Source organism: Pseudoalteromonas sp. P1-7a, assembly GCF_001401855.1.
Taxonomy (GTDB): domain Bacteria; phylum Pseudomonadota; class Gammaproteobacteria; order Enterobacterales; family Alteromonadaceae; genus Pseudoalteromonas.
In genome coordinates, this window is the sequence record NZ_LKDU01000019.1 from 69514 (window position 1) to 83094 (window position 13581).

A 13581-nucleotide genomic window follows, 5' to 3' on the forward strand; every position below is an offset into this window, starting at 1 on the left:
GACAGCTTGATGAACAACAGCAATAGTAACTTACCGGTGCTGATTGTTGTTGATTGGGGAAGCTCTAATTTTAGAGCTTTTTTAATCAATAACGAAGGCGCTATTTTAGATACCGTAAACGGCGATCTTGGTGTATTAAATATAAAAAACGGCTGTATAGAAACCGTGTTGCTCGGTTATATCTCACCGTGGATAGCAAACAAAAAGCTACCCATAATGATGGCTGGCATGGTGGGTGGCGCAATCGGCTGGCAAGATACAGGTTATGTAAATGCGCCTTGTACCTCAGCTGACATGGCAAATAATTTACAACTTGCAAAAAATAAATCTAACTTAGATATTCGTATTGTTCCTGGCGTAAAGTATGTGATGGAAAATAACGTTTGCGATGTAATGCGTGGTGAAGAGGTGCAGGTTTTTGGGGCTGTTTTAGCTGTGGAAAAGCAATCTGGGGAGCTTAGCAATAAAACATTAAGTGAAACTATGTTTTGCTTACCTGGGACGCATTCAAAATGGGTTGAAGTTGCAAAGGATACTCAGCAAAAAACGGTTATAACGAGTTTAAGTACATATATGACTGGCGAAATGTTTAATTTGTTGTCTAAGCATAGCATTTTAAGCGATGGCCTAGATTCATTAGATATTACACAGACAGACATACCTAGCTTTATAAAAGGAGTAGGTGTTAGTCAAACTCAAACTAGCTTATTGAGCGCTTTATTTAGTGCACGTACATTAAAATTAGATAAGCAGTTATTAGCAGAACATGTGCCAAGTTACCTTTCGGGTTTATTGATTGGCGCCGAGCTTGCGGGTATCAAAACCCAGCTTAACGATATTAAACATGTCTATCTGATTGGTAATTCAAGTTTAAACACACTTTATTGCGAAGCCCTAAAAGAGCTCGGATTTACGTCTTCTATTTTAAGCAGTGCAACCGCTTCTACAATAGGCATGTTTACGCTTGCTGTAAAAGCAGGGTTTATCACTGATAAGGAAAGTCAAAAATGTCATTAATTTCACTCACACAAGCAATGAAGCAATTACCATTAGTTGCTATTTTGCGCGGTATTACACCCAATGAAGTACTCGATTATGCAAAGGTGCTTATTGATATCGGTTACCGCGTTATTGAAGTGCCATTAAACTCTCCAGATGCTTTTAAAAGCATTGAACTGTTAAGCAAGAAATACGCTGATATAGCGATTATTGGTGCAGGCACCGTTGTTACCAAAAACGAAGTTGAAAAAGTGATTGAAGCGGGCGGGCGTATTATTATTTCGCCACACAGCGATGTAGAGCTGATCCGTTTTAGTAAATCAAAAGGACTGTACTGCGTACCAGGGTTTTACACGCCGACTGAAGGGTTTGCTGCATTACATGCCGGTGCAGACGCGCTTAAGTTTTTTCCAGCAGATACAGCCGGCCCAAAAGGTTTAAAAGCAATTACTGCCGTGCTTTCGGGTATTAATATTTACCCTGTTGGCGGTGTGTCACCGAAAAATCAAGATGAATTTGTTAATGCGGGGGCATCTGGTTTTGGCTTAGGTAGTGGCTTGTACAAAGCAGGCATGGGCTTAGAAGAATTTACAGCCAATGCCAAGAAGTATGCAGCATACTACCTGTAAGTAATTAAGTTTTAAAAGCGTTGTGTGTTTGCGGCATTAGCTAATCATTCCTCTCACTTTAAATGATTTGTTAGTGCCGCTATTTAATTCAGATATTCATTAATTTGGCTAAATTAGCTTTAGCATCTGCTAATAGTTTTTCGGTTAAAGCATGCGCTTTATTGCTGTCACCTGTTGCAATTGCATCAAACACTTCTTTATGAAATGGAATAGAAGCATGGTTACTTTCTGCACTTTGGTTAGTTACTTTAATACTCACAAGTAAAGCTGAAAAAATCACACACTCCATAGATATAAATAATTCATTGTGTGAAGCGCGAAGGATAGCACCATGAAAATGTGCATCAGCAATAACAAATTTATCTAAATCGCTTACTGAGCTTTGCATTTCATTTAACGCATCTTCTATGGCTTTAACATCTTCAGGGGTTGCACGCTGAGCAGCAACACTTGACGCTTTTGGTTCAAATGCTAAACGAAACTCCATTAATTGAGTTAAAAACTCAGGGTTAAGCGGGGCACTTAAATGCCAAGCCAATACATCGTCATCAAGTAAAGCCCAGTTGTCACGGGTTTTTACGCGGGTTCCTATGCCTCTGCGTACGTCTAAAAGGCCTTTACCAACAAGAATTTTTACAGCATCTCGAACAACGACTCTACTTACTTGAAAGCGTTCAGCTAAACGGTTTTCATCATCAATAAGTGAACCAGGAGTGTAGGTGCCAGCGACTATTCTACGGCCTAATTCTTTTGCCACCTGAACAGGTAGACTCGGTGACATCGCGTTGCTGCGTCTTAGATCGTAGTACGTTAGTTCGCTCATAGTATCTTAGTGTCCGTATAATTTATTTATACGTACTATTTATACGAATTCGCGACAATAAACAATGGCTATTTATTATTTACTGTCGCAGAAAGACGAAAGCTGGCGTCTTTGAGGAGTTTTTCGGTAAGTAACTCAGCTTTTTCACCATCTTTGGCTGCAATGGCTTCGTACACTTCACGATGAAATGGAATAGATGCACCGTTATCACGTGGATCTTTATTTGTTACTTTAATACTCACTAATAGAGCGGAATAAATAACGCCTTCCATTGAAGCTAAAAAGCTATTTTGAGCGGCTTTTATAATGGCTTTATGAAAAAGGGAGTCTGCAATAATAAAATCTTCAGCGCTGTTGTCGGGTTTAGCCATGCGCTCGCAAGCAGCGGCTATTTCGATCAAATCTTCAGGGCGTGCGCGCTCTGCAGCCCAGCGAGCAGCTTTTGGCTCAAAAGCCAAACGCACATCCATTAATTGCTCTAAAAACTTGCGATTAGGTGGCGCTGATAAATGCCATGCTAAAACATCATCGTCGAGCATATTCCATCTATCTCGAGGTAGCACGCGCGTACCAATGCCTCTGCGTACATCTAAGAGCCCCTTGCTAACTAAAATTTTAACAGCATCGCGCACAACTACACGACTCACTTGGTAGCGTTTAGCTAATGCATCTTCATCATCAATTAAATTACCAGCTTCAAATGAGCCAGAGACGATGCGTCTGCCTATTTCTTTAGCAACTTGCACAGAAAGGCTTGCTGCCATTCCAGATGTTTGTTTAAGGTCGTAATATATAAGTTCACTCATACTTACTATATAAACATAATATGTTTATATAGTCAACGTAACATAACCTATTATATAGAATATTAATTCTATGGATTTAAATACAGGGGCGGGGATAAAAGCCTATATTGATGGCTAATATACATAATTTAAGCCTACTGCTTTTGCGAAAAAAGATCGCGTAAAAGCGATCTTTATTGCAATTTGGAATATTTATTTTAGTACTTAGAACTTGGCGCGTAAGCCTATTCGATATCGTGGGCCTGTGTACTGCACATTTATCACTCTTTCTTTTATATCCGCGTACTGATAAACGCGTTCATCAGTAATGTTTATTGCTTCACCTGTGATCGTAAAGTTATCATTTAGTGCATAAGACATACTAAAGTCAAGCTGACCATAGGCTGCTGTATGCTCGGGTAATCCGCCACTTTTTACACCAGCTCGGCTACTTAAAAAGTCATCCCGCCAGTTGTAGGCTAAGCGTGCCTGAAATGCGTTTTTGTCGTAGTAGGCGACAATGTTATATGAGTTTTCGGCAAACCCCTCTAATTTATCACCTGGGTCAGTTACACCTGGGAGATCTATTTTTTGAGTGTTATTGTTTTTAGTCTTGGCCCACGTATAGTTTGCTTGTACCCCTAAGCCATTTAAAAAGCGCGGTAAATAGTCCATATTATGTTGTAAAGCTAACTCTACCCCGCTAATTGTTCCGCCAGGTTGGTTTTGTTTAGTATTAATCGTTTCGTTAACATTTCCGTACCCATCGATACTAACTGAAGAATCAACATATTGCTCTCCATCCCAAATATCAGGGGTACTATCTAGGTAGGTAACTTGCCCAATTGAACTCGATATATCTTTTCTAAAAAAGTTAATTGCGTATGCATCCCCACTGTCACTGTAATACTCAAAAGATAAGTCATATTGGTTGGCTTTATAAGGCGCTAAATAAGGGTTTCCACCTGTTTGCGAAAAACTGCCCGCTTGCATATCAGTATAGGTTGTTTGCACACCAATATCGTCGATGGCAGGGCGAGACATCACTTTTGCAGCTGCTGCTCTGACTAATAAATTATCTGATAAGTTAATACTAAAATTAGCGCTGGGTAGCCAATTGGTATAACTATTTTCTGCTTCAAGAATTCCTGAATCTGTATACTCTACAACTAATAATGGTTGGCCATTATCAAGCTCACCTGTATACCCTAAGCGGCGTTTTCCATATCCCGAAGATTTTGTTTCAGTTTTTACATAACGAACACCGAAATTACCACGCCAATCATAATCATTAACCAAGCCGCTAAAATTAAATTGACTATAAGCACTTATTTTTTCTTCAGTTACTTTTGATGATGCGATCTCATTATATTGCTCATTTGGCCAATTGGGGTTTTTTGTCATTTGGGCAATTGCACTATGATATTTATTGATATCTGCAAATAAAAAATCACGAGGGAAATTACCTTGCTCGCCACTTAAAAAGTCTGAATAGGGGCTTGCTGAAAATATATCATCCGGCATGTCTCTAAGCTCACCGCAAATATCGGCACCAGGAACAATTAAACCACAGTTATCTTCATGGAAAGTTTCATAGCGATCTCTTATTTTTTCACGGTCCGAATACGCAATACCAAAATCGATTGAGTCCAAGGTAAGGCTTTCAGTAAACTCTAAATCGAATAGGTATTTACCTTTTGTTTGTAGCTCCGTAATTGTGTCTTCTAATTCATAATGTGAAACTAAGTTCCAGTGTGCTCTTACGCTTGAAGGCGAAGCATAATCGATCGTGGTATCTAAATTGACGGTATCTGTGTTTCTAAAATCAAAATTTAAACTATCGTTTCGCTCTGGTGAAATATAATTAGGGACCAATAGATCGCTACGCGGCGTTGATTTAGATGTTGAATGGGCTATGTCGAATTCAAGCGTTAATACATCAAATTCCTTTACAGAATTAAACCCAAATGCCTGCGTTTTTGATTTTGATTCAAGCTCTTGGAATAAACCATCAATTCTAAAATCAACATTCTCACCGGTTCCTCCCTGTGTTCTACCTGAAAACTTAGTACCCGATAAAATGGTGCCATTGTCTGACACAACTACATTTCGCCAATTAGGATACTGTAGACCCGCTTGTAAACCTTGCGTTTGCGTTTCTACTGAGAGGTCGGTATACATGTAATCAAATGTATTGGTAAAACTTGAATCTGGCGCCCATTGTAAACTGGTGTTAACACCTATGCGCTCACGGCTTTCTTGACCCAAGGCGTATTCAATTCGCCCAGCATGGCGGAGTATACTGGGTGTAACCACATTCCCATTTAAATTATAAATGTCGCCTTCAATAACCCCTGGCTCATTGTTAAGTAATAACCAACGAGTTGTACCCATTGAGTCATATCGGTTATCACTTTTTTGTTGCGACAGCGCAATGTTAAAGCCGAGAGTATCATCTGCAAAGGTATTACTAAACAAAGCCGAATATTCAGGGCTACTCTCACCAGAGAGAGCACTGTATTTAGCATTAATTGAACCCAGTACATGCAATCCGGGGTTATCTAATGGACGTGCGGTTTTAACGTTAACATACGCGCCAATACTCCCTTCAGGCGTTTTAGCTGTAGGAGATTTTACGACGTCTGCACCTGATATAAGCTCTGCAGCTAATACTTGAAAATCAAAAGAGCGGCCAATTTCAGACGTTGCCAGTGTGCGTCCGTTTAAAGTAACAACGTTAAATTCGGGGCCAAAACCACGCACTGTTATTTTTGAGCCTTCGCCATTAACGCGATTAATTGAAACACCAGGTATACGCTGTAAGGATTCGGCAACATTTTGGTCTGGAAATTTACCAATATCTTCAGCAACAATACTATCTTGAACACTATCACTGTAGCGTTTTAGTGATGATGCGGCTTCGAGACTTGACCGTACACCAGTTACGACAATTATTTCTGTATCATCATTGTCCTTAGCGGTAGCAGAAACATCGGACGCATGCGCGTACGAATAGCTTGATAGTGACGTTAATATAGCAAGTACTAGTTTCTTTTTAGTGTGCATTGTAACTCTCCTTATTGTTATAGATAGAAGTCAGTGTATAAATAAAAAGCAGGTAACATTTTACGAATCTAAACATCATATGTTTATGCGTCAAGTAAAGAATTTATTTCGCTTCAATATTTTGTTGTTCCAGTCAGCTGCTTTTTAAAAATTATCAGAGTTGAATAACTATAAATTAACTACTTAGTTACAATTTATATCTGGCCTATTTGTTATATTTATATAAACATACTATGTATTCTTTTTGGGTATAAGGCGAAAGGGCGTGTTAGACAATTTATTGACGTGGGGCGTATTTTTGCGCTGCATTGTGCCGATGTTAGTTGCGACTATTTTTTTTACTGCAATTGTGTACTTTTCTATAGAGCGACGGCGCTTTGGTTCATCGTATAACTATTTTGCTGTGTTTTTCGCAACCTTTATTTTTTATTTATGTGGTCCCGCTTTCAATATTCTTCCTATTGAACACGCTAAACCATACATCCAATTAGGGCGAACAATTTTATTTTTTGGGTTAGGTTTACCTTCACTGTTAATTGCACTTTTTAAATTTTCCGATGTTAGATTACCCAAATCTGTTACCTGTTTTAGCTATAGCTTTGGCATCGCTTTTTCATTGTGCTTTTTAGTTTTAACAGAGTTACAGCATCCTAAAATTAACGTGCTTGAAGATTTTGGGGTAATAATACCGCCTATTGATTGGCTTAAACTCACTCATATTTACTACTTGCAGAGCATTACCTTTATGGTTTTGTTAATTACACCATGTTGCTATTTATTGTTGCACACACCAAAAGCACAAAACAAAGGTTATATATACAGCGCAATTAGTTTAGGTTGTATCGCCATTTTAGGCAGTACATCAGCGCATTGGGTTATGTACTATTCAGGTACTAGTCTATGTGGATTGATTTGGTTAGGTACCATGTTAAAAGATATAAAAATAGCAAATTATGCTGTTAAAAATAAAAGTCATTTTAGTAACCCTTTAGAAATAACCACTTATCAGAATAGCCAAATACTTAGTTCCTCTTCTAACGCTAATAAAGTTAATTTCAGCGGGAATGTAAACACAGCGCTTTATAACAGTAGCCAGCAACAAGACGATAATAATGAGTGCATTAATAGTAAAGCAAAGCAGGTTCATATTAATAATAGTGTTGTAAACAATGCACTTTTATATATAGAAAACAATTACTTCAAAGATATAAATATAGACACGATTGCTCTTTCCGTTGGCGTAAGTCGCTCTTACCTTGTAAAGCAATTTAAGTTAGCTACGGATGAGACAATCAATAATAAAATTATTGAAGTAAGAATAGAAAAGGCTAAAAAAGTATTACTAAAAAAATCTGTTACAGAAACCGCTTACGAGGTCGGTTTTAATAATTCAAACTACTTTGCTACGGTTTTTAAAAAACGAACAAACTACACGCCGAAGCAATTTAAACGTACTTTTTCCAGCTAAAACTACAACTAAATAACGATTAAAAGCCATTTTTAGAGAACAGTAAAACCATTTTTTGAGGTTTGGTGTTGTATATAAATATTAAATATCTCCACTCGCTCAGCTTAATTTTGCGCGAGTAACGAGAGTTAGACTGACAGGTAAGAAGCACATATCTGTAAATTCAAATTCATCGATTATAACACTGCAACTATTACTGGGCTGCGGCTCAGTTCACACCAACAAAGGATGGATAAATAAATGAAACCTATAAGTATCGTGGCATTCCCTATATCAGCTATGAGTATGCTTTTTTTAAGTGCAGCATCGCAAGCAGCATCTATGCAACCTCCCATCGCCAAACCTGGTGAAACATGGATTTTACAAGCCAAACGCTCTGACGAATTTAACGTAAAAGATGCGACAAAGTGGAACTTTCAAACAGAAAACTATGGGGTTTGGTCATGGAAAAATGAAAATGCGACAGTATCTAATGGCAAACTAAAATTAACCACTAAGCGAGAATCTCATCAGCGTACATTCTGGGATGGCTGTAATCAGCAGCAAGTTGCAAATTACCCACTTTATTATACATCGGGTGTCGCTAAATCAAGAGCTACAGGTAATTATGGCTATTACGAAGCTCGAATCAAAGGAGCGAGTACATTTCCTGGCGTATCGCCTGCTTTTTGGATGTATAGCACCATTGACCGTTCATTAACGAAAGAAGGGGATGTTCAATATAGCGAAATAGACGTAGTAGAACTTACTCAAAAAAGTGCCGTGAGAGAATCTGATCATGACTTACACAATATTGTAGTAAAAAATGGTAAACCAACATGGATGCGTCCTGGGTCTTTTCCGCAAACGAATCATAACGGATACCATTTACCTTTCGATCCTCGAAATGACTTTCACACCTATGGTGTCAATGTGACTAAAGACAAGATCACTTGGTATGTTGACGGTAAAGTAGTGGGTGAAAAGAAAAATTTATACTGGCATCGTCAAATGAACCTCACATTATCACAAGGCTTACGCGCGCCGCATACGCAATGGAAATGTAATCAATTTTACCCATCAGCGAATAAATCAGCAGAAGGCTTCCCAACCTCAATGGAAGTTGATTATGTAAGAACCTGGGTAAAGGTGGGCAATAACAATTCTGATCCAGGCGAGGGGCAGTCATGTCCGAACACCTTTGTCGCTGTCAATAGTGTGCAACTAAGTGCAGCAAAACAGACACTTAGAAAGGGTCAATCTATAACACTTGAAAGTACAGTAATGCCTAACTGTGCAACCAATAAAAAAGTCATTTATTCATCAAGCAATAAAAATGTGGCAACTGTGAACAGTGCTGGCGTTGTAAAAGCGAGGAGTAAAGGTACTGCGACGATTACGGTTAAAACTAAAAATAAAGGTAAATTAGATAAATTAACCATCACGGTGAATTAAGCTAACTTAAATTAGCCTCGAAGGATTGAGGCACTTTATTTATAGTCTCAGGCTTCTACTTTTTGGAGGGGGTATGAAAAAGGTAAATTTATACGGCAAGTGGATAATTAGCATTAGTTTACTAATCATTTGCGGTTATGTTTATTTAATACAAGTAAACGACAATAAGCAAGTCATCGAAGAAACTTCTGCGCAAATGCATTTTGAAATAAATAATACAAAACACGCAATAGAAACGCTCAAGCCTAAAGCTTCACCTGCCGAAGATTTTGAAACAGAAAAGCCAACCTATACGGCCATACTTGATAAGGCTTTGTTAATTAGAGATAAAGAGTTACGTATAAAAACCATAAGTAACCATTTACTTAATTGGGCCAAAGAAGCGCCATTAGAATGTGTCCATTGGCTGAGTGAGCAATATAAAGCGCCAGAGCACATGTTATATATAAGCCAAGTAATACATTTCTTAATTACAGATAATTTACCTGTCGCTGGGGATATTATTTTAAATTTTGAAATACTTCATTCAGATCAAAGTATTGTTGATGACTATTTGAGCAGTCAAGTGGCTGTATCACCCTATGATGGGATCGAATGGTTGAATAACTTAAGCAATGAAAAAATTAAACAAGAGGCAGAGCTTAGGCTTTTACAAACCTGGGCTAAATTAGGCCCTATGCAGCTATTAAATTACCTTGAAGTCCACACTGAGATAGCCGGTAACAATCGACATATTATTCAACACCAACTAGCGCAAACTCTTACTAAAAATAACTCGAAGCAGGTACAAGATGAGTTTTATAGTTATCCTTCATCATTTCAACCTAATCTAGCTTATTCTGTTATCAGTCAATGGCCAGAACATGAATTAAGTGATGCACGAGAATGGATATTTACTCTAGAAGGCGAACAATCGAAGTATTTCGCTATCAAAAGCTATATCGACTATACAGGCACATCTAGCGCAAATATGAATGAATTAATTGAGCAAATCCATAGCCCTAAATTGCGGGCACATTTGCTTGAAAGATTACAATAAATAATAATATATTATAAATGCAAAGGTAGTATGTTTTCTGGTGTGTTCAATGTATTATTAATTTTTCATCATGACACAAGTAGTGTATTACCCGAAGGCAACAAAATGAACAACTCAGAAAAACTTCAACATATAGCAGAGCATTTATTGAGCAAAAGAAAGTGCGGTAGTGGCGCTTCAGATCTTCCTAAAGGTTTTACGCTTGACTCGATTGAAGACGTTTTAGTAATTCAAAAATTGATGATAAAGCTCAATGATGAGAGCGTTTACGGTTGGAAATGTATGCTTCCATCAAGCAATGGCGTAATTACTCTAGCCCCATTGCTTCATAAACCTATTAAAGGCACTGACACGTGCTTGATAAATAGTGAAAATTGCAAAGCGCTGATAGAACCAGAGATTGCTTTTGTTTTAAATAAAGACTTAAGTGCATTAAAGCCATACACAAATGAACAAATAGATAATGCTATAGGTCGTGCACATCTAGCATTAGAGCTTATTGAAAACAGGTTTAGCAAGCAATACGAAGCTACACAGTTTGAAAAACTTGCCGACGGTTTATCTAATCAAGGTGTGTATATCGGCCCAGAAATAAGCCAGAAAAAAGCTTATGAGAGTAATAATATAACGCTTATAGTGGAGCAGGAAGGCGACAATAGCGTTAATGTTGCAGGGCAGCATCCAGGCAAGTTACCGCAACTTCCACTTTATTGGGCCATTAATTTTTTATCTGCAAATGGCTTTAAGTTAGAAAAAAACCAAGTGTTTATAACCGGCTCATATAATGGCCTTATGGAGGTGGAGATGAACAAACCGATACAAATTACGTATGAAGGACTTGGTAAAATACACGTTAAATTTGAAACAACACTCACTTAAACCCTTTACCTAGATTGTATGATTTAGCTAGCGTACTTTAATAAATCATAAATTCAGGAACTCAGTTTATGGTATTTTACGAGCACCTATTGGCACTGTAGATGTTGCAGGTTTAATTCGTAAATTACCTCTACTAAGTCCAGCTTTAATCACCACTTTAACCCTTTGTACATTGCGTGGTTTAATTGCTTAAACTTTCCAATATTTATAACGCCTTCACGGAGGATGGTTGGCAAATTGTAGCCAGCACTATTTGATTTTATGGCTGGTAGTATAGGTTAAATAACAAATTGTATTTCCCAGTGCTCAATAGATACAGGATTATAATCTAAAAGTACAAAACGTGAGTAAACTCACGGTTTGTAAGCTTATATAGCGATATTACGGAAGCAAACTTCCGTTTCTAGATCTTGAAAGGTAGTTATCGGAAATATGTTTCTGTTTTTTGTTAACGTAGATAGCTATATAAGCACTTTTCGGGGTCTTATTTGAGTGAACAACAGACGTTGAAGTTTTTGAATTCCTCTTCTATTTCTTAATAACTTGCAACTTGCCTCTATAGTCATGGAAACGACCTAATGGGTCGATTTTATGCATTGTGGAAGTCCAAGCGTCTATATTTCTATAGTTAAATACCTTCATTTTTAAGTTTTAATAAGGTTTTTACTTAGGTTATTAAGCAGGAAAGCTGTTAGCGAGTGCTTGCATTACTCTTTGGTAATTAGCTCTTAATCGATAATCTTCTGATTGATCTATCCATTTTATAATACCTTTTTCATCAATCAAAATTGATGTAGGAATAGACATTGATTTAAATTTAAACTGATAAGGTTTTGGAAACGGTAAGCCAAAAATGCTCATAATATTGTCTGACTCGGCACCAAGCGATTTTTGATGTTCAACGCCATATTTTTTTATAACGTTTAAGCTTGGATCGGCAAGTAAAGTATGGCTCAGAGAGTCGCGTTTTATATGGTTACTTGCTTGCTCAGTGTTATCCCCAGATAGCGCAACCACTTGTACATTGTATTTATTAAACTCTGCTTTCATTTCTTCAAACATTTTGAGCTCTCGGCTGCAGTATGGGCACCATGAGCCGCGATAAAACTTTAAAAATGTGCGCTTGCCGAGTAAATGTTTCTCTGAGAACTCAGTACCTTGCGCTGTGGTTGTGTTAAATGGCAGTACCTTATCGCCTACTTTAACTTGAATATTCCCTATGGGTGTTTTTTTATGTGAAAACACAAACAAGAAAAATAACCCCAAAAATAAACTCAAAGATGTGGGTATAGCAACGGGTAATACGGCTAAAAAGCTATTTGGTATTGCAAGATACAAACTCACCACACCAGAAACCACGCCAACAAAAAGCGCTAAAAACAATCCTACAGGTGTTTTTGGCACTTTATTTTTAATTAACTTTGAGAAATAAACACTAATACCTATAAACATAACTACTAACCCGCTTATAGCGGTTATAAAAGCTGACCAATCCATCATTTTACCTTACTTAATTTACTGTACCGCTTAGTACACTTGAAAATAAATTGTACTGAGTGGTACAATTTCTGTCAATAATTTATTAAAAGGTGTTGTGATGGGTAAGCGAAAGCAGTTTGATGAAGAGCAGGTGCTATCTAATATTGCTGACTACTTTTGGAAGCACGGATATGCGGCAACCAAAGTTGATAAATTATCTGTACTTACTGGTTTAACAAAAACCAGCATTTATAACGCATACGGTAATAAAGAGGCTCTTTTCAATAAAGCAATTGATTATTATGTAGAGCGAGAGTTAACTAAACGCTTTGCTTTTCTCGATATGAAAAAAGCCATGTCGGATAATATTGAAATATTATTAAATCAATTATTTTTAGCAAATAATAACGATAAATTAACCTATGGCTGTTTATTAACGAACAGTATTGTTGAGCTAGCAGGCGATGAGCCAACACTACATGAAATTGCTAATAAACATTTAGATAATGTAAGAGCTAATATGTATTACTTTTTTTCCGATTATCTAAGTAATAATAAGTTAGCAAATAATACCGATATTAATAAGCTCACCGATTTTTTTATGACAAATATGCAAGGGTTACGCGTACAATCTCGTATTCGTGGAGCTGATACTACCTTGGCTAATTCTATAGATTTGTTATTAAACTATTTTAGGTCGTTAGAACTTAACTAACACCTAAAACAGCTCTGTAAGTATTACTAAACCCCGCATAGTAAACGTATTTATGCGGGGTTGTTATACCAACCTGCATAAATCTTTGATCAATTTAACGAATTAAATTGCACTATAACATCGTTAAAATTTTATATTTAGAACAACTAGGTACAATAATTTCTGCCTAGTTTTTGGACCTCCCATAGTTTGCTAGACACCCACTAAGTTACATTGTAACTTCTAATAAGAGGTGTTTTATGAGCAAAGGCAAACGTTATACCCA

At 37.3% G+C, this 13581-nt stretch carries 11 protein-coding genes; 7 read left to right on the forward strand and 4 right to left on the reverse strand.

Translation table 11 applies throughout. From position 1 onward, the window contains the following. Window positions 1-9: 9 nt before the first annotated feature. Both AN389_RS12615 and AN389_RS12620 read left to right on the forward strand, forming a co-directional pair. Entirely contained in the window at window positions 10-1017 is a 1008-nt protein-coding gene (locus AN389_RS12615; protein ID WP_055014423.1) for a 2-dehydro-3-deoxygalactonokinase, read from the forward strand. Next, window positions 1008-1628 (forward strand): 2-dehydro-3-deoxy-6-phosphogalactonate aldolase, encoded by a 621-nt coding sequence (locus tag AN389_RS12620; protein ID WP_055014422.1) that lies wholly within the window; start codon window positions 1008-1010, stop codon window positions 1626-1628. Before AN389_RS12615 ends, AN389_RS12620 begins: the two co-directional genes overlap by 10 nt. A gap of 88 nt (window positions 1629-1716) precedes the next feature. Here the strand turns inward: AN389_RS12620 and AN389_RS12625 are convergent, their stop codons facing one another. The 3 genes from AN389_RS12625 to AN389_RS12635 form a co-directional block, all read right to left on the reverse strand. Further along, on the reverse strand, window positions 1717-2451 hold the full coding sequence (locus AN389_RS12625; protein ID WP_055019941.1) for a FadR/GntR family transcriptional regulator: 735 nt from the start codon (window positions 2449-2451) through the stop codon (window positions 1717-1719). A 68-nt stretch (window positions 2452-2519) separates the two neighbouring features. After that, on the reverse strand, window positions 2520-3257 hold the full coding sequence (locus AN389_RS12630; protein ID WP_055014420.1) for a FadR/GntR family transcriptional regulator: 738 nt from the start codon (window positions 3255-3257) through the stop codon (window positions 2520-2522). Window positions 3258-3461: 204 nt separating this feature from the next. After that, window positions 3462-6302: a TonB-dependent receptor gene (locus tag AN389_RS12635; protein ID WP_055019942.1), complete on the reverse strand. Its 2841-nt coding sequence runs from the start codon at window positions 6300-6302 to the stop codon at window positions 3462-3464. A 745-nt stretch (window positions 6303-7047) separates the two neighbouring features. On the opposite strand from AN389_RS12635, the gene AN389_RS20390 reads away from it, so the two are divergent. From AN389_RS20390 to AN389_RS12655, 4 genes are all read left to right on the forward strand, one after another. Beyond that, window positions 7048-7770: a helix-turn-helix transcriptional regulator gene (locus tag AN389_RS20390; protein ID WP_160318632.1), complete on the forward strand. Its 723-nt coding sequence runs from the start codon at window positions 7048-7050 to the stop codon at window positions 7768-7770. A 321-nt stretch (window positions 7771-8091) separates the two neighbouring features. Further along, window positions 8092-9204, forward strand: coding sequence for a family 16 glycosylhydrolase (locus tag AN389_RS12645; RefSeq protein ID WP_160318633.1), 1113 nt, complete (start codon window positions 8092-8094; stop codon window positions 9202-9204). Window positions 9205-9277: 73 nt separating this feature from the next. Next, window positions 9278-10243 carry a hypothetical protein gene (locus tag AN389_RS12650; RefSeq protein WP_055019945.1) on the forward strand — a complete coding sequence of 322 codons (966 nt, stop codon included), beginning with the start codon at window positions 9278-9280 and terminating at the stop codon, window positions 10241-10243. Between the two features lie 105 nt (window positions 10244-10348). After that, window positions 10349-11122, forward strand: a complete 774-nt coding sequence (locus AN389_RS12655) for a 2-keto-4-pentenoate hydratase (protein ID WP_055014530.1) — start codon at window positions 10349-10351, stop codon at window positions 11120-11122. Between the two features lie 675 nt (window positions 11123-11797). Here the strand turns inward: AN389_RS12655 and AN389_RS12660 are convergent. Then, entirely contained in the window at window positions 11798-12619 is an 822-nt protein-coding gene (locus AN389_RS12660; protein WP_055019946.1) for a peroxiredoxin family protein, read from the reverse strand. A 100-nt stretch (window positions 12620-12719) separates the two neighbouring features. Between AN389_RS12660 and AN389_RS12665 the strand changes: the two genes are divergently transcribed. Continuing rightward, complete coding sequence (locus AN389_RS12665) at window positions 12720-13316, forward strand: TetR/AcrR family transcriptional regulator (RefSeq protein ID WP_055019947.1); 597 nt, start codon at window positions 12720-12722, stop codon at window positions 13314-13316. The last annotated feature ends 265 nt before the right edge of the window (window positions 13317-13581 follow it).